Origin of the sequence: Halopseudomonas sp. (assembly GCF_038130085.1) — a bacterium.
Classification (GTDB): Bacteria; Pseudomonadota; Gammaproteobacteria; order Pseudomonadales; family Pseudomonadaceae; genus Halopseudomonas.
This window is the reverse complement of the sequence record NZ_JAYPMU010000004.1, coordinates 133,967-152,998: the sequence shown is the minus strand read 5'-3', so window position 1 is coordinate 152,998 and position 19,032 is coordinate 133,967. Positions and strand designations below refer to the sequence as shown.

Genomic DNA, 19,032 nt, shown 5'->3' with positions numbered 1-19,032 from the left:
AGTGTGCGCGGGAGTATAGCCCGCACTCAGGGGCGCAGGGCAGCCGTACCGGCAATCTGCCAGAGCCGCGCCAAGTCGGCGGCCCGCGCACTGAGCTGCGGGCCAGCCTCGGCCATCGCCTGCTCCAGACTCAGCGGCCCCGGCGCCAGACTGAATGCCGCACCGATGCCTTCGGCGTAGAGCCGCTGGTATCCCTCGCCGAGACTGCCGGCCAGGGCAATCACTGGCACACCCTCCGCCCGCGCCAGCCGCGCGACGCCCACCGGCGTCTTACCGTGCAGGCTCTGGCCATCCAGCCGCCCCTCACCCGTGATCACCAGGTCCGTGCCCTGCAGCGCCTCGGCCAGGCCGGCCAGTTCGGCAACCAGCTGGATGCCGGGGCGAAACGCCGCCTTTAGCACCGCCTTGGCGGCAAAGCCCAGCCCGCCGGCGGCGCCGACACCCGGTTGATCACGCAGATCCTCACCCAGCGTTGCCGTCATCACGTCGGCGTAATGCCCCAGCGCGGCGTCCAGCTGCGCGACCTGAGCCGGGCTAGCGCCCTTCTGCGGACCGAACACAGCCGAAGCGCCGCGCGGACCGCAGAGCGGGTTGTCCACATCAGCGGCAACCAACACCTCGACCTGCGCCAGCCGAGTATCCAGCCCGGTCAGGTCGATATGGCGCAGGCGCGCCAGCGCCGCACCACCCGCTGGCAGAAGATCCCGACCATCGACATCCAGCATGCGCACCCCGAGCGCACACAGCAGACCAGCGCCTCCGTCGTTGGTGGCACTGCCGCCAAGGCCCAGCACAATACGCCGAACCCCGGCATCCAGCGCCGCGCGAATCAGCTCGCCGGTGCCATAGCTACTCGCGGTCAGCACATCGCGGCGCGCCGGCTCGACCAGATGCAGGCCACTGGCCTCGGCCATCTCGATGACTGCCCGCTGCCCCGGCAGCAGCCCCCAAGTCGCTTGCACCGGGTCGCCTAGCGGCCCGCTGACCTCAGTCTGCTGCCGCTCGCCCCCGGTCGCGGCCAGCACCGCGTCCACCGTGCCCTCGCCGCCGTCAGCCATCGGGCAGAGCAGCAGTTCGGCATCCGGGTAGACCCGCGCCCAACCGGCCGCAATGGCTTCGGCGACGGCGCGGGCACTCAGGCTTTCCTTAAAGGAATCGGGGGCGATCAACACTTTCATCAGAGCAGTACCAGACTCAGCAACCAGACGGTAATGATCCCGGCGATGCCCTGCATCAGGGTGCCGAGGGTTTGCGCACGGTAGGCAGTGCCGACACTCATGCGGCTGAACTGGGTAACCACCCAGAAGAAGCTGTCGTTAGCATGGGACACGGTCATCGCACCGGCACCAATAGCCATGACGCAGAGTACCCGGCCCATTTCACTGTCCAGCCCCAGCTCCGGCAGCAGCGGTGCGACCAACGCCGAGGTGGTGACCAGCGCCACGGTAGTCGAGCCCTGCGCGGACTTCAGCGCCGCAGACACCACGAACGGCATGAACAACCCGATACCCAGCGCCGACAGAGTCGCGCCCAGATAATCACCCAGCGGCGTCACCTTGAGCATCGCACCAAAGGCACCACCGGCACCGGTAATCAGCAGGATCGGCGCAGCAGCCTGAATACCCTCAACCACGCGGTCATGAAATTCCTGCCGCTTATTGTCCGAACGCAGCAGGGTGCAGGCCAGCACCAGCCCCACCGCCAGCGCGACTACCGGCTGACCGAGGAACGCCAGTAGTGTGTAGACGAAGCCCTCGCCCACCGGCTTGGCCGGCAGATTGGCCAGCGTACCCAGGCAGATCAGGACAATCGGCAAGAAGATCGGGGTAAACGCCTTGGTGGCGCTGGGCAGCACGCCGTATTTGGCACGGATCTGCGCGTAGTCTTCGGCATCCATCACGTGGGCGCCATTGTCTTCCAGCGGGATGTCCTTGCCGATAAAGCGATTGGCCCACCACATGCCGGCGAAGGCCGTCACCAGCGACACCACCAAACCGACCAGAATCACCAGACCGAGGTTGTTTTCCAGCCCCAGATTACCGGCCGCGGCAATTGGACCGGGGGTCGGCGGCACGAAGGTGTGGGAGGCGTAGAGGCCGGTCGCCAACGCCACGCTCATGGCGATGACCGAAATCTTCATGCGCGCGGCCAGTGCGTTTTTCAGCGAGTTCAGGATGACGTAGCCCGAGTCACAAAATACCGGGATCGACACAAGATAGCCGATGATCGACATGGTAAGCGTCGGAAAACGCTCGCCGAGCAGCTTGATCACGGTTTCCGCCATGGTGATCGCCGCGCCGCTGCGCTCGAGGATCACGCCAATGATGGTGCCCAGCACGATGACAATGCCGATGTAACCGAGAATGCCGCCAAAGCCACCGGTGATCGTCTTGACGATCTCCATGGTCGGCACCTGATAGGCGAAGCCGGCCAGCAGCGCCGCGGCCAACAGGGCAAGAAAGGGGTGTAGCTTCAACCGAGATGTCGCCAGAACGATGAAGGCAATCAGGGCGACCAGAATCAGTACCAGACCCATGCTGAACTCCTTTTTATTGTGTTTGCCGCAATGGGCGGCGATGAAAGCGGCCATTGTCACCCGGCGCCCGGGGTAAAAGCCTTATGCCCATGCACAACAATAGACAGGAATTAGCAGCCCATTCTTGTTCACTCGCCCAACGGCTAGAGATCTACAACCGGATAGATCCGCTTTGATTGGGGCTGCGGTGGAAGACAGAACGAATCGGACGCTGAGCATCCTGACAAGCGTTCCCACGCAGGAGCGATCAGTACTCGGATGGTGAAGCGTGCACCCGGGGTTAGTCCCGTTTACGCCGGCGAGTAGCGCAGATTTATCGGGAAAAAGAGCCACAGGATGTCTGAGGGGGCAGCGCCCCCGAGTTTTGTGGCTCCCCGATAAATCGAGCAACGCAGCGAACCCGAAGGGCCGCGTAGTCGGGTGCCCCGGGGGATCGCTAAGGGGGGCCGTGAAGGCGAAAAGAGGTTTATCAGGCGAAAAATCGATGCTAAAGACAACAAAGAACCGGACGCAGAGCGTCCATACAGGCATTCCCACGCAGAGCGTGGGAACGATCAGACGTAGCGGCAGCCACCCAACTACTCCGGAAACAACGCCAGCCCGATACTCAGCAAGGTCCGGTCGGTCAGGCGGTCCAGATTCAGCCCGGTAATTTCCGCAATCCGATCCAACCGATAACGCAGCGTATTGCGATGTACCTGCAACTGTTCGGCACAGGCCTGAGTATGGCCGTTGTGCTGCAACCAGCAGCGCAGCGTAGTCAACAGCTGACCACTGCCATCGGCGCGCCGCAGTGGTTGCATCGGTGCCAGCAATTGCTGCACCGTCCAGCTGCCCTGCTGCTGATGCAGCAGCACCGCCAGCCGGTAATCGGCCAGACTGGCCATACGCTCGGACACCCGCATCTCCTGCACATAGTCGCGCAGGTTGATCAGCGCTTCGGTCGCCTCGCGCAGGTCCCCGAGTGAGTCCACTGCCTCGGCCAACAGCATCCGACCCACCGGCCAACCGCGCTGGTCGGCCTGCTCCAGCCAGCTGCGGCGCGGCGGTTGCGGCTTGCCACTGCGCAACCACAGCACCTCGTGCAGGCCCAGCGGCAGAATGATGTCGTTTGGATGACGAGTACGCATCTGGGTCACCAGTTGGCCCTGTGAGTGCTGGTGATCGCTCTCCGCGGCTAGGCACAGCAGGCAGCCCTGCAACGGCCATTTCCAGCGCATGCGCAGGCGCTCGGCGTCTTCAGCCAGATTGGCAACCGGGTAGCCCCGCTCCAGCAGGTTGACCAGCCAGGCTTCCTGCTGCTGTCCACGCCAGTGCTGTTCGGCCTGCAGCACCCGCTGCTCGACCAGCATCTCGGCGGTCATGCGCAGCAGTTCGGCAAACGGCCGCACCTGCTCCGGGTCGCCGGTAATACCGAGCACGCCGACCAGTCGCCCGCCATGCAGTAGCGGCAGGTTGATGCCGGGTTTCACCCCCTGCAGACAGGCGGCCGCCTGCTCGTCCAGCGACACCACCCGCTGATTGGCCAGCACCAGCTGGGCGCCCTCGTGGCGGCTATCGATACGCTCGACATCACCGCTGCCGATGATCACCCCCTGGCGGTCCATCACGTTGACGTTATAGGGCAGGATGGCCATCGCCCGATTGACGATCTCCTGGGCCAGATGACGGTCCAGCTCAAACATGTTCGTGCTCCTCAGCGGCTGTCATCACCGCGTCATGCTCTGTCGGCATGCTGACTCCGTGAAGCCAGAACACCACTGACTCGGGAGCTGCCAACATGGCCTTTGATCCGGATTTTGCAGGTGATTTCAACTCCGCCGCGGACCAGCGCCGCGAACGCCGCCGCAACGAAGACAAGAAGCGCATGGCCTACCGCCGCGCCATCGAGGACTACCGCGAAAGCCAGGCCCTGCAGGCCTCGTTCAGCGACTTCCCGGAATTGCTCGGCCAGACCGATTTTCATCGTTCCCAGCGCCTCTACTGAGCCTCAAACTGCGGCTCGAACGGCTCTGCCAACTGGCGGATCAGCGCTCGCTCCTCACGCAGAAAGGCAAGAAAGGCCTCGGCTACCGGGCTCAGCCGCTTGCCGCGCGCGTGCACCGCACACCAGCTGCGTTTGAGCGGCAGCTCGCTGATATTCAGGCAGACCAGTTCATCGCTGCGCACCCAGGCTGCTGCGGCATGGCCCGGTACCAGAGCCACGCCCAGTCCGGCAATCGCGCCCTGCACCAGCGCCTCGGTCGAACCCAGCTGCATCGTCTGCCCCAAGTGTACTCGCTTGAGCTGCAGAAACTCATCACAGGCCTTGCGAATGCCCGAGCCACTCTCGCGCTGCAGGACCATTTCTTCCTCCAGTCTAGCCAGCGGAATCTGGCTCTGCTGCGCGAGCGGGTGATCCGGTCGCGCCACCGCCACGATCGGATTATTGAGAAAGGGAAAGAACTCCAGCGCCCGGTCCGCCGGCACCAGACCCATGATCACCAGATCGTCGCGGTTGTCGGCCAACCGCTGGATGATCTGCGCACGGCTGGTGACATCGAGACGGAAGGTGATCTGTGGGTAACGCTCGCGAAACGCAGCCAGCAGGTGCGGCAGCACATACTGCACGCTGCTCGCCGCCGCCAGACGCAGCTCACCACGCAAGCTGCCCTCCAGTGTGGAGAGGTTCATATCGAGGCTTTCGAGCCGGTCAAAGATATCGGCCGAGGTTTCCAGCAGCGATTCGGCGGCCTCGGTGAGGTAGAGCTTGCGGCCGACGTACTCGAACAGCGGCAGGCCAACCTGCTCCTCCAGCTGGCGGATCTGCAGGCTAACCGCCGGTTGGGTCAGCGCCATGGTCTCGGCGGCGCGGCTATAGGAGCGGTGCTCACAGACGGCGCGAAACACCTGCAGTTGGCGCAGGGTCATTCGCAGCAGGGATTTACGCATGATGGTCTAGCCTTGATGGACGGGGCCGCTTGGCATGGTCGCAGTATATATAAGTAATAACTTATGCATAAGCCAAGTATTATTCATTTCACAGAATAGAGGCCGCCGCTTTAGGGTATGCAGGACACATTTTGCAATGTGTTCACCGCATCCACTCGATCACCACCACGAGGAACGCGTACGTGATCAAGAAAATTCTGATTGCCAACCGGGGCGAGATTGCCGTTCGCATCGTCCGCGCTTGCGCGGAGATGGGCATCACCTCGGTTGCGGTCTATACCGATCCCGACCGCTATGCCCTGCACGTCAAACGCGCCGACGAGTCCTACAACGTCGGCAGTGACCCGCTGGCGGGTTATCTGAACCCGCGCCAGCTGGTTAACCTGGCGGTAGAAACCGGCTGTGACGCCCTGCACCCCGGCTACGGTTTTCTCTCCGAAAACGCCGAACTGGCGAAGATCTGCGCCGAGCGCGGGATCAAGTTCATTGGTCCGGCCGCCGACGTCATTACCCGCATGGGCGACAAGACCGAAGCCCGCCGCAGCATGATCGCCGCTGGCGTACCGGTGACCCCCGGCACCGAAGGCAATCTGGCGGATCTCGATGAAGCCCTGCGCGAAGCCGAGCGCGTCGGTTACCCGGTGATGCTCAAAGCCACATCCGGTGGTGGTGGTCGCGGTATCCGTCGCTGTAACAACCGCGAAGAGCTGGAATCGGCCTACCCGCGGGTGATCTCCGAAGCCACCAAGGCCTTCGGCAGCGCGGAAGTCTTCCTCGAGAAGTGCATCGTCAACCCGAAGCACATCGAAGCGCAGATTCTCGCCGACAGCTTCGGTAACACCGTGCATCTGTTCGAGCGCGACTGCTCAATCCAGCGCCGCAACCAGAAGCTGATCGAGATCGCACCCAGCCCGCAGCTGACCCCGGAACAGCGCGCCTACATCGGCGACCTGGCGGTAAAGGCGGCGCAGGCCGTTGGCTACGAGAACGCCGGTACCGTCGAGTTCCTGCTGGCCGACGACGAAGTGTATTTCATGGAAATGAATACCCGGGTTCAGGTCGAGCACACCATTACCGAGCAGATCACCGGCGTCGACATCGTCCGCGAACAGATCCGCATCGCCTCGGGCCTGCCGCTGTCGATCAAGCAGGAAGACATTCAGCACCAGGGCTTTGCCATCCAGTTCCGGATCAACGCCGAGGACCCGAAGAACAACTTCTTCCCCTCCTTCGGCAAGGTCACCCGCTACTACGCACCGGGCGGCCCAGGCGTGCGGGTCGATACCGCGATCTATACCGGTTACACCATTCCGCCGAACTTCGACTCCATGTGTCTGAAGCTGATTGTCTGGGCGATGACCTGGGAAGAAGCGCTGGACCGTGGCCTGCGTGCGCTGGACGACATGCGCCTGCAGGGGGTCAAGACCACAACCCCGTACTACCAGGAAATTCTGCGTAATGCCGAGTTCCGCTCCGGCGTGTTCAACACCAGCTTCGTGGAAGCCCATCCCGAGCTGCTGAACTACTCGATCAAACGCAAACCCGAGGAGCTGGCGCTCGCCATCGCTGCTGCGATTGCCGCCCACGCCGGACTATGACACTGGCGGCCAGCTGATGGCTTGCCGCTGACGAGGAACAGAGAATGAGCACTACACGCAAAATCACCGTTACCGATACCATCCTGCGCGACGCCCACCAGTCCCTGCTGGCCACCCGTCTGCGTACCGAAGACATGCTGCCGATCTGCGACAAGCTGGATCAGGTCGGCTACTGGTCACTGGAAGTTTGGGGCGGCGCGACCTTCGACGCCTGCGTCCGCTTCCTGAAAGAAGATCCGTGGGAGCGCCTGCGCACCCTGCGTAAGGCCCTGCCTAATACCCGACTGCAAATGCTCCTGCGCGGTCAGAACCTGCTCGGCTACCGCCACTACAGCGACGACGTGGTTCGCGCCTTCGTCGCCAAGGCCGCCGAGAACGGCATCGACGTGTTCCGCATCTTTGATGCCATGAACGACGTGCGTAACCTCAAGGTCGCCATCGAAGCGGTCAAGGCCGCCGGCAAGCACGCCCAGGGCACCATCGCCTACACCACCAGTCCGGTGCACACGGTTGACACCTTCGTGCAGCAGGCCAAAGACATGGCAGCGATGGGCATCGACTCCATCGCCGTCAAGGACATGGCCGGTCTGCTGACCCCGTTCGCCACCGGCGATCTGGTCAAGGCACTGAAAGCCGAGCTCGACCTGCCGGTGTTCATCCACTCGCACGACACCGCCGGCCTGGCCGCCATGTGTCAGCTCAAGGCAATCGAAAACGGCGCCGATCACATCGACACCGCCATCTCCTCGATGGCCTGGGGCACCAGCCACCCGGGCACCGAATCGATGGTTGCCGCGCTGAAAGGCACCCCGTACGACACCGGTCTGGATCTGGAGCTGCTGCAGGAAATCGGCATGTACTTCCACGCCGTGCGCAAGAAGTACCACCAGTTCGAGAGCGACTTCACCGGCGTCGATACCCGCGTGCAGGTCAACCAGGTCCCGGGCGGCATGATGTCCAACCTGGCCAACCAGCTGAAGGAGCAAGGCGCTCTGGATCGCATCCAGGACGTATTCGCGGAAATCCCGCGCGTGCGTGAAGACCTCGGCTTCCCGCCGCTGGTGACCCCGACCTCGCAGATCGTCGGCACCCAGGCGGTGTTCAACGTGCTGGCCGGCGAGCGCTACAAGACCATCACCAACGAGGTGAAGCTGTGCCTGCAAGGCCGCTACGGTCAGGCACCGGGCACCGTCAACGAGAAGCTGCGTCGTCAGGCGATCGGCGGCGAAGAGGTGATCGACGTGCGTCCGGCCGACTTGATCAAGCCGGAAATGGACCGCCTGCGCGCTGAAGTCGGTGCACTGGCCAAGTCGGAAGAAGACGTGCTGACCTTCGCCATGTTCCCGGACATCGGTCGCAAGTTCCTTGAAGAGCGCGAAGCCGGCACCCTCAAGCCCGAGCAACTGCTGCCGGCACCGGGCGAAGGTGCTCCGGCCGCGGCCAGCGAAGGCGTGCCGACCGAGTTCATCATCGACGTTCACGGCGAGTCCTACCGCGTTGATATCACCGGCGTCGGCGTCAAGGGCGACGGCAAGCGTCACTTCTACCTGAGCCTCGACGGCATGCCGGAAGAAGTCGTGTTCGAGCCGCTGAATGCCTTCATCGGCGAAGGTGGCAGCAAGCGCAAGCAGGCCAGCGAGCCGGGCCACGTCACCACCAGCATGCCGGGCAACGTGGTCGACGTGCTGGTCAAGGTCGGCGATACCGTCAAGGCCGGTCAGGCCGTGCTGGTCAGCGAAGCCATGAAGATGGAGAGCGAGATCCAGGCTGCCATCGCCGGTACCGTCAAGGCGGTCAACGTGGCCAAGGGCGACCGCGTTAACCCGGGCGAGATCCTGATCGAAATCGAAGCCTGAGCCGCAGCAATACAGCGGGTGGAAACACCCGCTGACATTTAACTGCACCGGCGCCTAGGATCTGCTGATGTTTCATTCACCTGCCTGTTGCTGCCTGTAAAGCCGCCAGTCAAGAAGCGAGGAGCGTAGTTTGGCATTCCAAATAAGCGACGAGCGACGCAGAGTGGCGGTTTTACAGGCGCAACCCGCAGGGCCGGGGCCATTTTTCGGCCATGCTGCGTTGTCGGTCGCTTATGTAGAGCGACTACACTGCGCTTCCTCCGTCTTGCCTGGCCGAAAAATGGCCTCCGGCAGGCGGGTGAACGAAACATCAACAGACCCTATCGGCGCCGGTGTCGTAACCGGAAAACTGATCGTCTATCCGTACAGCCCAACTGATGATTGAGACTGCGACATGAATAACGACTCCAGACGCAACGAAAGCGCCGAAGAAGCCCTCAAGCAAATCGTCGACGGCTTCAACCGGTTCCGCAACGAGGTCTACCCCGCACAGCAGGAACTGTTCAAGCAGCTGGCCCACGAACAGATCCCCCGCGCCATGTTTATCACCTGCGCGGATTCGCGTGTGGCACCCGAGCTGATTACCCAAAGTTCGCCCGGCGACCTGTTCGTCTCCCGTAACGTCGGCAACGTGGTACCGCCGTACGGCCAGATGATGGGCGGCGTCTCCACCGCCATCGAGTTCGCGGTACTGGCGCTGAACGTGCAGCACATCATTATCTGCGGTCACTCCGACTGCGGCGCAATGAAAGCGGTACTGGCCCCGGAAACCCTCGACTCACTGCCCACCGTTAAGGCCTGGCTGCGCCACGCCGAGGTCGCCAAGATCGTAGTCGAAGACAACTGCGACTGCTGCGACGATAAGCTGGCGATGATGACCGAGGAAAACGTGATCGCCCAGCTGCAGCACCTGGCGACCCACCCGTCGGTAGCCTCTCGTCTAGCCCGCGGTGAGCTGTTCATCCACGGCTGGGTGTACGACATCGAGACCGCCCGCATCCGCGCCTACGATGCGGAAGCCAACGAGTTCCGCCAGATCGGCGAAGGCCCGGTACCGATGGCTACACCGCGCGCGCGCTACCCCAGCCGCAGCGCCAGCTAACCGACAGGCGCATTACTGTATTTGCATATTTACAGGTATACTGCGCCGTCTGTTTAGCAGCAGGTCGCCATTGACCTGCACTCTCCAAGCAAGCCACGCCAGTCCGCTGCCGTGGCTTGTTGGTTTCTGCCGCCGAGGCGGCCCTGATGAGCGAGGCACTACAGATGACCGCACTGGTTGGCGTGATCATGGGCTCCAAGTCCGACTGGTCCACCCTGAGCCATACGGCCGACATGCTTGAACAGCTTGGCATTCCCTACGAAGTGAAGGTGGTTTCCGCCCATCGCACCCCTGACCTGCTGTTCCAATACGCTGAAGAAGCGGCCGACCGCGGCATCGAAGTCATCATCGCCGGCGCTGGCGGCGCAGCCCACCTGCCGGGCATGTGCGCAGCCAAGACCCACCTGCCGGTGCTCGGTGTGCCGGTGCAGTCCTCCATGCTCTCCGGTGTCGACTCACTGCTCTCCATCGTGCAGATGCCCGCTGGCGTACCGGTCGCCACTCTGGCCATCGGCAAGGCCGGCGCGGTCAACGCCGCGCTGCTGTCGGCCAGTATTCTGGGTGGCAAGCACCCGCAGTTCAGCGAAGCACTGCAGGCATTCCGCACCCAGCAGACCGACAACGTACTGAACAACCCAGACCCGCGTCAGGCTTGAGGAATCGGATATGAAGATCGGCGTCATCGGTGGTGGACAACTGGGTCGCATGCTGGCACTGGCCGGCACCCCGCTCGGCCAGCAGTTCGCGTTTCTCGACCCGGCTCCGGATGCCTGCGCCCAGGCGCTCGGTGAGCACATCCGCGCCGACTACAGCGACACCGATCACCTGCGCCAGCTGGCTGAAGAAGTAGACGTGGTGACCTTCGAGTTCGAAAGCGTCCCCGCCGAAACCGTCGCCTTCCTGTCGCAGTTCGTGCCGGTCTACCCGAACGCCGAATCACTGCGCATCGCCCGCGATCGCTGGTTCGAGAAGTCGATGTTCCAGGACCTCGGCATCCCGACTCCGGAGTTTGCCGACATCCAGTCGCAGGACAACCTCGATGCCGCGGTCAAGCGCATCGGCCTGCCGGCGGTGATGAAGACCCGCACCCTGGGTTATGACGGCAAGGGCCAGAAAGTCCTGCGCCACCCCGAAGACGTGGTTGGCGCCTTTGCCGAGCTGGGCAGCGTGCCCTGCATTCTGGAAGGCTTTGTGCCCTTCACTGGTGAGGTATCACTGGTTGCGGTACGTGCCCGCGACGGTGAAACCCGCTTCTACCCGCTGGTGCACAACACCCACGAGAACGGCATCCTCAAGCTGTCGATCGCCAGTACCGCGCATCCGCTGCAAGCATTGGCCGAAGACTACGTCGGCCGCGTGCTCGACAAGCTGGACTACGTCGGCGTGCTGGCTTTTGAGTTCTTTGAAGTCGACGGCGGCCTGAAAGCCAACGAAATCGCCCCGCGCGTGCACAACTCCGGTCACTGGACCATCGAAGGCGCCGAGTGCAGCCAGTTCGAGAATCACCTGCGCGCCATCGCCGGTCTGCCGCTGGGCTCAACCGCCAAGGTTGGCGAAAGCGCGATGCTGAACTTCATCGGTGAAGTACCGGCCGTCGAGGCCGTTGCAGCCATCGAGCACTGCCATCTGCACCACTATGGCAAGGCCTTCAAGGCCGGTCGCAAGGTCGGCCACGCCACCCTGCGCTGCCCGGATATGACGGCGCTGAAAGCCGGTATCGCCAAGGTTGAGGCGCTCATCGCCAAGTGATGATTTTGGTGTGTTGAACAAGAAAGGCGCGGCACTTGGTGTTGCGCCTTTTTTTGTTTGCCGCGCACAACGGTGCCTACTCAGATATCTCGCCACTCTCAAGTCAGCCTTTCGCCCTCACGGCGAGCCAAGGGGGGCTGCTTGCCCAGCCCCCCTTAGCGATCCCCCGGGGCAACCGGCTACGCGGCCCTTCGGGTTCGCTGCGTTGCTCGGGCTAACGGGGAGTCATAAAACTCGGCTCTTCGAGCCTCAGACATCCTATGACTCTTTTTCCCGTTAGCCCTGCGCTACTCGCCCGCGTAAACGGGGACTAGGTCCGTGCAATTGTCATCATCCATGTAATCCAAGTTCAAACCACCAAACCCCGACAACTCACTCCGACTTCAACTGCTCCCGCAAAAACCCAACGACCCGCTGTTCAACCGACAACTTGCTGAAATCATCCCCCAGACTGACCGCACCCATCGGGTAAAAGTGACCAAAGCCCGGCACCCAGGCCTGTTGCCGACTGGCACCGACGCTGTCCAGAACCCGGGCGACGGCGCCGCTGCCACGGATGACGCCTGACAGGTCTTCCTGACCGACCAACTGCAGCAATGCAGGCGGCTGCGCAGGCAGGTTGCCCTGCAGCAAATAACCCCAGGTACTGCCAGACAGCGACACTACTGCCTTCACCGGTACATGGCGGCCATAGGCTGTGTTAATTGCAGTAATGGCACCTGCCGAAAAGCCGCCCAGCGCTAGCCGCTCAGGGTCAACGCCGTACTGAACCGCGTTACCGCGTACATGGTTGACCGCAGCTTCCATATCCTCACTGGCACTCAACAGCGCCTGCCAGAACTCGGCGCGCGCCGCATCATCCATCGGCGGCAGGCCGATGGCCTGACGGGCGATGTCGATACGGGCGGTGGTCTGCGGGGTGACTGCCAGCGACTCAGGCATCAGCCGGTCCGCGGCAACTGGCTTGGCCAGCACGGGGCGCTCACCCGCCAGACGGTATTCGATAGAGAAACAATTGAAGCCTTGCCGTGCGAACGCCCGGCAGTAGTCGGCCATCGACGAGTCCTGAGCGCCATTTTCAGTAAAGTGCTCATCACCCTTGCTGCCACGAACAAACGACCCGCCAAAGGCGAGAATCACCGCCGGGCGCAGCTCATCCGTCGCAGCCAGCGGCTCATACCAGTCCATCAGCAACGGGCGTTCGGTCGCCTGCTCACCACCTACCAACCCCTGTCCATAAACCAGGTCGGGATGCACGCGGACCTGCTCGTCGGCAGCAACGGGCGCCGCCAGCAACACGCCACATGCAATGGCAGCCAGCGTGCGTTCAATTCGGGTCATCATGACCTCCTGCGTTCTTGTTGTTATGCGTGGGAGACCAATACTGAAACGAAACAGCCCCGCGTGCACCTTTCGATCCACGCGGGGCTGTTGCCGCAATCACAGGAAGCGCTTGAGCTCTGCCTTGGCGATCGCGTTACGGTGTACCTCGTCCGGGCCATCGGCGGTACGCAGGTGACGGGCGTAGACATACAGCTGGGCCAGCGGGAAGTCGGAAGAGAAGCCGCCAGCACCGTGGGCCTGAATCGCCCAGTCGATCACCTGACAGGCCATGTTCGGCGCAGCGACCTTGATCATCGCGATCTGCTTGGCCGCGACCTTGTTGCCGACGGTGTCCATCAGGTACGCGGCGTTCATCACCAGGAAGCGGGCCTGATCAATCATGATCCGCGACTCGGCGATGCGCTCACGCCAGACGCCTTGCTCGGACAACGGCTTGCCGAAGGCAACGCGCTTGCTCAGACGCTCACACATCAGCGCCAGCGCGCGCTCGGCCTGACCGATTACGCGCATGCAATGGTGAATACGGCCCGGGCCGAGGCGACCCTGCGCGATCTCGAAGCCACGGCCTTCGCCCAACAGCATGTTGCTCGCCGGCACGCGCACGTTCTCGAACACAATTTCCGGGTGGCCGTACGGCGGGTCCATATAACCGTAGCAGCCCATATCGCGCAGCACGGTGACACCAGGGGTGTTCATCGGCACCAGAATCATCGACTGCTGCTGATGGCGGTTCGGGTTATCCGGATCGCTCTTGCCCATGACCACCATGATTTCGCAGCGCTCGTTGGCAGCGCCGGAGATGTACCACTTGCGGCCGTTGATCACGTACTCGTCGCCATCACGCTCGATGCGGGTCTCCACGTTGGTTGCATCCGATGACGCCACCAGCGGCTCGGTCATGGCAAAGGCAGAACGGATCTCGCCGTTCAGCAGCGGCGTCAGCCAGCGCTCCTGCTGCTCTTTGGTGCCGTAGCGGGCCAGCACTTCCATGTTGCCGGTATCCGGCGCGCCGCAGTTGAACACCTCGGAGGCCCACATGCCCGGCACCCGGCCCATCAACTCGGCCAGCGGCGCATATTCCATGTTGCTCAGACCCGGGCCGTGCTCGGCTTCCGGCAGAAACAGGTTCCACAGCCCCTCGGCGCGGGCCTTGGCCTTCAGCTCCTCCATCAGCTTGACGGTGGTGTAGGCATTGCCGGCCTTCTCGTTGGCGCGGATCTCTTCTTCGTAACGCTGCTCATTCGGGAAAACATACGCGTCCATAAAGTCGGAAACGCGCTTCTGCAGATCCAGCGAGCGTTCGGTCTGGTGGTACATGGCGAACTCCTGAGGTGTCGATCATGCGGCTGCGATGGCAGTCGTCCTGAGCACAAAATCTCAATACACATGTGTATTGTCAATTGTGTATGGAAATAGATATGACGCAGGCTTCGTCCGACTTATAATGCTCAGCCGAGACATTCACCGGAACAATCACATGACCACCGCCAGCAAACCCGGTCGCCGCGGCCGCCCTACCGGCCGTGCCGTGCTGACCCCCCAAGACTGGTTCAATGCCGCCACCGAGGCGATTCTTGAGGGAGGCTTTGATCAGTTGCGCGTGTTGCCGCTGGCCAAACGCCTGAAGGTGACGCGTGGTAGTTTCTACTGGCACTTCGAAGACCTTCCGCAGTTCATCCACCTGTTTCTCGACCAGTGGCAAGCCCAGCGCATGAAAGGCTTGCGCTACTGGCAACCGGGGCTGGATCCGCAGTTGAGCCCTGAGCAGGAAGTTGAGCGGGTACTGCTGTTGATGTTCGAGGGGCCGGCGGTCGAGTTCAAACGCATGAAGGTCGAATTCGCCATTCGCGACTTCGCCCAGCGCGATTTGTACGCACGCGATATCGTCGCTGCCGTGGATGAAGCCCGGGTCGAGCAAACCGCCCGCCTGCTGGAGCCACTGGTAGCGGACGGCAGCGCCCGCGGTATGGCGATGATCCAGTACGCGACGGTGCTCGGCAGCGTGCTGCTGTTCCGCGGCCAACTCGGCGGCGAACGGGCACTGCAGACTATCCGCCAACAGTGGCAAGCACTGCTGCAAGCGCCTAAAGTTGTCACCAGCCAGGCCGATACTGAGGCAAAGGCGCGCTGATTTTTCCCGGCTGGACGGCCGGAATGAACGCCGCCATGATTCATACGTGCCGTCACACGCCGGATGCGGGATGACTGCGTACCTGCTGATGCCAATCAGGCGTCAGGCATTGTCAGGAGCGAAGCATGCCGATCCATTCCTGGTTCTATCAGGCTGACCTGCATCAGGGTGCCCTGCTGTATGGCCACCATGACCACACCTTGATGCTGGTCTCCATCCTGATGGCCATCGCTGCCTCCTGGCTTGGCTTGCAGGTTGCCGGCCTTGCGCACAAGGCAGCGACGCCGCTGGCCCGACAGGGCGCACTGCTCAGCGGCGCCATTGCGCTTGGCGGTGGTATCTGGGCCATGCACTTTATTGGCATGCTGGCGTTCTCGCTGCCGCTGACCGTCGAGTACGATCTCACCATTACGACGCTTTCCTTGCTACCCGCGATTGCCGCGTCGCTGGTTGCCCTGCTGCTGCTGGCGCGCCCGCAACTCGGCACGCGCGAGCTGATAATCGGCGGCGTGCTGATCGGCTCAGGCATTGGCGTCATGCATTATCTGGGTATGTCAGCAATGCGCATGAATGCGCAGCTGCTGTTCGACCCCCTCTGGTTCGCTGGCTCGATTGTCGTCGCGGTGGTGCTTGCCGCACTGTCACTGTGGATCCGCTTCGGCTTGAACCAGGAGAGCCGCACCAGCCTGCTGGTAGCTGCAGTGGTTATGGGCCTCGCCATATCGACCATGCACTACACCGGCATGGCTGCCGCTCGCTTTGTCGGCACACCGGAAGTCGGATACACCCCCGAACTTAGCCACCAGCAAGACCACGGGCTGCTGATCGCCATTGCCGTTCTGGTGTTTGGCATGCTGGTAGGCGCGATCAACGGCATGGTTCGGTTCAGCCAGCTTTACCAGCGCGTGCAGGCCAGCAAGGAGCAAATCCGCGGCATTGTCGATACCGCCGTCGACGCCATCATCAGTTGGGATACCAGCGGCATCATCCGTGACGTCAACCACGCCGCAGAGAAAATGTTCGGCTGGCAGCGCCATGAACTGATCGGCCAGCACCTGAAGATGGTGCTGGCCGATCAGTCAGCCGAGTTGATGCGCCAGTTTCTTGAAGAGTTCAACGCGGGACAGTATCCGGATCGGATCGCCGTCAACATCGAGCGCTGGTGCCGCCGCCGCGACGGCGAGATATTCCCGGTCAGAGTGGCAATGGGACAATCCAGAATTGCTGGCGAAGACCAGTTCGTCGCCTTTGTCAGCGACATCACCGAGCGCCGGGCGCTGGAGAACTCGCTGCAGGAGCGCGAGGAACAGTACCGCAGCCTGATCAGCAATATCCCCGGGGTGACCTTTCGCTGCCTGCCGCGCGAGGACTGGCGCATGCTGTTCATCAGCGATGCGGTGGAGCAATTGACCGGCTGGCCCACCGAGGGCTTTCTCACCGGCGATCTGAGCTTTGCTGACATCATTCATCCGGCAGACAGCGACTTCACGGTCGAACACGTCATGGCCGCCATTGGCCGTCAGGAAAAATACAATCTCGAATACCGTATCTTCCACCGCGACGGCCGCATACGCTGGGTGACCGAATACGCCAGCGCGATCTTTGACGACAACGGCGAGCCCGAGTGGATCGACGGCGTGATCATCGACATCACCGAAGCCAAACTGCGTAACGCCGAGTTCGAGGGCATCGTCCACGCCATCAGCCAGGCCCAGGGCATGGCTGATCTGGATCTGAACGGTCATATCCGGTTCAGCAATACTCGCCTGCTAGAACTCTGCGGCTACGCTGCAGACAAGCTCGACGGCCACCACTATCAATCCTTGCTCGGGCCCGACCAGTTTACTCAGGCGCAGTGGCAGCGCGTTCGCGAGGGCGAGTATCTAGCTGGCGAGTACAGCCTGCAACACGCCGACGGCAGCAGCATCCATGCGCAGATCTACTTCAACCCGATCATGGACGCCTACGGCAATCCGGCCAAGGTCATCATGCTGGTCACCGACCTGAGCGAGCGCCACCGCATGGAGCTCGATCTGCTTGAAGCCAAGGAGCGCGCTGAGCTCGCGGCCGAATCCAAAGGCGCCTTCCTGGCCAACATGAGTCACGAAATCCGCACCCCGATGAACGCGATTATCGGTTTCAGCGAAGTGCTGCTGAACGAGTCCTTCAGCGGCACCCAGCGCAAATACCTGAAAACCGTAAACCAGTCGGCCCGCTCGCTGCTGGGTCTACTCAACGATATCCTCGACACCGCCAAGCTGGAGAAAGGCGCCGTGCAGCTCGACCTGCAGGATTTCTCCCTGTTTGAGCTATGCCAGCAGTTGATCAACGTGTTCTCGCTGGAGGCGGGCTACAAGGGGCTGCAACTGAACTTCGAGTATCACCTGCAGCAGCAACACTACCGCGGCGACGCTCTGCGGGTTCGGCAGGTGATCACCAACGTGCTCGGCAATGCCATCAAGTTCACTCAGCATGGCAGCGTCAGCCTGCAGATCGACGGCGACCAGGAGCGGGTTCACATACGGATCAGCGATACCGGCATCGGTATCGCGCCAGAACGCGTGCAGCAGATATTCGAACCCTTTGCCCAGGCCGACGCCTCCATGAGCCGACGCTTTGGGGGTACCGGATTGGGTACCACCATCGCCCGTCAGCTAGTCGAATTGATGGGTGGCGAAATTCGCGTCGAAAGCACCCTGAACCAAGGCTCGACCTTTGAAGTTCTACTGCCGCTGGAGCCGCTTGACGAGCAGGCCGCAGGGCGGGCAAGAACTGAGAGTGGCCGTCTCGAGCTGCCACCGCTGCGTATCCTGGTCGCCGATGACGTTCCGGACAATATCCAGTTGATGGAAGTGATGCTGCGTGCCGAGGGTCACCGGGTATACAGCGCCAGCAACGGCCTGAACGCCTTTGAGCGGGTGGTCGACGAGGAGTTCGACCTGATCCTCATGGACATGCAGATGCCTGAAGTAGATGGCGTCGAAGCCGCGCGCATTATTCGCCGCTACGAAGCGAATATGGGCAAACCACCCACCCCGATCATCGCACTCACTGCCAGCGTGTTGGACAAGGATCGCCAGGCCGCCCGTGCAGCCGGAATGGAGGGCTTCGCTTCCAAGCCCGTCGATCGTTCCGCGCTAAAACGCGAGATCGCGCGCGTGCTGGGCCTGCTGGTCGGCAACAACGAACCGAAAGCAATCGCGGAAGACGCGGGCGCCAGATTGATCGACTGGGCCGGAGGCGAACGCCGCTGGGGCAACCGCGACGCGCTGGCACAGGCGATCCAGCGCTTCTTTGCCGAGCTGCCCAGCCGCCTCGCCGAACTGGATCAAGCCCTCGCCCGCCGGGCTTTTGATCAGGCCCGCGCTCAGGCGCATCGGATCAACGGCAGCGCCGGCAACCTGTCGCTGCAGGTCGTGCAACAGGCTGCTGCGGAGCTGGAAAAACAGTTGGCGGAGGATGATCCGCGCCAGCTGTCTGCCTGTCATCAGGCGTTGCTGACGGCGGTAGAGCAGACCCGGGCAGCTCTGCCGGAAGTGGCTCCACGTAGTTCGAGGGAAGTCAGCACGTCACTGGCGACCGCAGAGCGACATGCCCTGATCGACAAGCTGATTACCGTGCTCAATCGCGGTGAGGTAAATGAGCAAGCGCTGCAACAGCTGGCTAAGGCCCTGCAGCCCGAGCAACGCCAAGCCTTGGAGCAGGCACTGGACGATTTTGACTTTGCAACTGCGATCTCGCTGCTGGAAACCGAGCGCAGCCTTGCCACTACAGAAGACTGATTG

14 protein-coding genes are annotated in these 19,032 nt (G+C 62.4%); 8 read left to right on the top strand and 6 right to left on the bottom strand.

The features are described from left to right. Positions 1-26: 26 nt before the first annotated feature. From AAFM31_RS04920 to AAFM31_RS04910, 3 genes are all read right to left on the bottom strand, one after another. A complete protein-coding gene (locus tag AAFM31_RS04920) occupies positions 27-1,178 on the bottom strand; it encodes a glycerate kinase (RefSeq protein WP_341706789.1) in 1,152 nt (383 codons plus the stop codon). Next, a complete protein-coding gene (locus AAFM31_RS04915) occupies positions 1,178-2,536 on the bottom strand; it encodes a GntP family permease (protein ID WP_341706788.1) in 1,359 nt (452 codons plus the stop codon). Before AAFM31_RS04915 ends, AAFM31_RS04920 begins: the two co-directional genes overlap by 1 nt. A 578-nt stretch (positions 2,537-3,114) precedes the next feature. Further along, positions 3,115-4,221, bottom strand: a complete 1,107-nt coding sequence (locus tag AAFM31_RS04910; RefSeq protein ID WP_341706787.1) for a sugar diacid recognition domain-containing protein — start codon at positions 4,219-4,221, stop codon at positions 3,115-3,117. A 95-nt stretch (positions 4,222-4,316) separates the two neighbouring features. On the opposite strand from AAFM31_RS04910, the gene AAFM31_RS04905 reads away from it, so the two are divergent. Then, complete coding sequence (locus AAFM31_RS04905; RefSeq protein WP_341706786.1) at positions 4,317-4,523, top strand: PA3496 family putative envelope integrity protein; 207 nt, start codon at positions 4,317-4,319, stop codon at positions 4,521-4,523. Here the strand turns inward: AAFM31_RS04905 and AAFM31_RS04900 are convergent. Next, positions 4,517-5,467, bottom strand: coding sequence for a LysR family transcriptional regulator (locus AAFM31_RS04900; RefSeq protein ID WP_341706785.1), 951 nt, complete (start codon positions 5,465-5,467; stop codon positions 4,517-4,519). The genes AAFM31_RS04905 and AAFM31_RS04900 overlap by 7 nt on opposite strands. A gap of 182 nt (positions 5,468-5,649) precedes the next feature. On the opposite strand from AAFM31_RS04900, the gene AAFM31_RS04895 reads away from it, so the two are divergent. The 5 genes from AAFM31_RS04895 to AAFM31_RS04875 all read left to right on the top strand — a co-directional run bounded on the left by AAFM31_RS04895 (position 5,650) and on the right by AAFM31_RS04875 (position 11,772). Next, complete coding sequence (locus tag AAFM31_RS04895) at positions 5,650-7,065, top strand: acetyl-CoA carboxylase biotin carboxylase subunit (protein ID WP_088275855.1); 1,416 nt, start codon at positions 5,650-5,652, stop codon at positions 7,063-7,065. A 44-nt stretch (positions 7,066-7,109) separates the two neighbouring features. Beyond that, positions 7,110-8,921: a sodium-extruding oxaloacetate decarboxylase subunit alpha gene (gene oadA, locus AAFM31_RS04890; RefSeq protein WP_341706784.1), complete on the top strand. Its 1,812-nt coding sequence runs from the start codon at positions 7,110-7,112 to the stop codon at positions 8,919-8,921. A 394-nt stretch (positions 8,922-9,315) separates the two neighbouring features. After that, a complete protein-coding gene (locus tag AAFM31_RS04885; RefSeq protein ID WP_341706783.1) occupies positions 9,316-10,023 on the top strand; it encodes a carbonic anhydrase in 708 nt (235 codons plus the stop codon). 164 nt (positions 10,024-10,187) lie between these two features. Beyond that, positions 10,188-10,679 carry a 5-(carboxyamino)imidazole ribonucleotide mutase gene (gene purE / locus AAFM31_RS04880; protein ID WP_341706848.1) on the top strand — a complete coding sequence of 164 codons (492 nt, stop codon included), beginning with the start codon at positions 10,188-10,190 and terminating at the stop codon, positions 10,677-10,679. A 10-nt stretch (positions 10,680-10,689) separates the two neighbouring features. Continuing rightward, positions 10,690-11,772: a 5-(carboxyamino)imidazole ribonucleotide synthase gene (locus AAFM31_RS04875; protein WP_341706782.1), complete on the top strand. Its 1,083-nt coding sequence runs from the start codon at positions 10,690-10,692 to the stop codon at positions 11,770-11,772. A 372-nt stretch (positions 11,773-12,144) separates the two neighbouring features. On the opposite strand, the gene AAFM31_RS04870 is transcribed toward AAFM31_RS04875, so the two are convergent. Both AAFM31_RS04870 and AAFM31_RS04865 read right to left on the bottom strand, forming a co-directional pair. After that, positions 12,145-13,113 carry a hypothetical protein gene (locus AAFM31_RS04870; RefSeq protein ID WP_341706781.1) on the bottom strand — a complete coding sequence of 323 codons (969 nt, stop codon included), beginning with the start codon at positions 13,111-13,113 and terminating at the stop codon, positions 12,145-12,147. A 99-nt stretch (positions 13,114-13,212) separates the two neighbouring features. Then, entirely contained in the window at positions 13,213-14,433 is a 1,221-nt protein-coding gene (locus AAFM31_RS04865) for an acyl-CoA dehydrogenase family protein (protein ID WP_341706780.1), read from the bottom strand. 160 nt (positions 14,434-14,593) lie between these two features. On the opposite strand from AAFM31_RS04865, the gene AAFM31_RS04860 reads away from it, so the two are divergent. Both AAFM31_RS04860 and AAFM31_RS04855 read left to right on the top strand, forming a co-directional pair. Beyond that, a complete protein-coding gene (locus tag AAFM31_RS04860; protein ID WP_341706779.1) occupies positions 14,594-15,247 on the top strand; it encodes a TetR/AcrR family transcriptional regulator in 654 nt (217 codons plus the stop codon). Between the two features lie 125 nt (positions 15,248-15,372). Then, on the top strand, positions 15,373-19,029 hold the full coding sequence (locus tag AAFM31_RS04855) for a PAS domain S-box protein (RefSeq protein WP_341706778.1): 3,657 nt from the start codon (positions 15,373-15,375) through the stop codon (positions 19,027-19,029). The last annotated feature ends 3 nt before the right edge of the window (positions 19,030-19,032 follow it).

Bases quoted from the DNA above. Each gene is read 5' to 3' on its own strand.
- AAFM31_RS04920 (WP_341706789.1), bottom strand. From the start codon at position 1,178: ATGAAAGTGTTGATCGCCCCCGATTCCTTTAAGGAAAGCCTGAGTGCC.
- AAFM31_RS04915 (WP_341706788.1), bottom strand. From the start codon at position 2,536: ATGGGTCTGGTACTGATTCTGGTCGCCCTGATTGCCTTCATCGTTCTG.
- AAFM31_RS04910 (WP_341706787.1), bottom strand. From the start codon at position 4,221: ATGTTTGAGCTGGACCGTCATCTGGCCCAGGAGATCGTCAATCGGGCG.
- AAFM31_RS04905 (WP_341706786.1), top strand. From the start codon at position 4,317: ATGGCCTTTGATCCGGATTTTGCAGGTGATTTCAACTCCGCCGCGGAC.
- AAFM31_RS04900 (WP_341706785.1), bottom strand. From the start codon at position 5,467: ATGCGTAAATCCCTGCTGCGAATGACCCTGCGCCAACTGCAGGTGTTT.
- oadA (WP_341706784.1), top strand. From the start codon at position 7,110: ATGAGCACTACACGCAAAATCACCGTTACCGATACCATCCTGCGCGAC.
- AAFM31_RS04885 (WP_341706783.1), top strand. From the start codon at position 9,316: ATGAATAACGACTCCAGACGCAACGAAAGCGCCGAAGAAGCCCTCAAG.
- purE (WP_341706848.1), top strand. From the start codon at position 10,188: ATGACCGCACTGGTTGGCGTGATCATGGGCTCCAAGTCCGACTGGTCC.
- AAFM31_RS04875 (WP_341706782.1), top strand. From the start codon at position 10,690: ATGAAGATCGGCGTCATCGGTGGTGGACAACTGGGTCGCATGCTGGCA.
- AAFM31_RS04870 (WP_341706781.1), bottom strand. From the start codon at position 13,113: ATGACCCGAATTGAACGCACGCTGGCTGCCATTGCATGTGGCGTGTTG.
- AAFM31_RS04865 (WP_341706780.1), bottom strand. From the start codon at position 14,433: ATGTACCACCAGACCGAACGCTCGCTGGATCTGCAGAAGCGCGTTTCC.
- AAFM31_RS04860 (WP_341706779.1), top strand. From the start codon at position 14,594: ATGACCACCGCCAGCAAACCCGGTCGCCGCGGCCGCCCTACCGGCCGT.
- AAFM31_RS04855 (WP_341706778.1), top strand. From the start codon at position 15,373: ATGCCGATCCATTCCTGGTTCTATCAGGCTGACCTGCATCAGGGTGCC.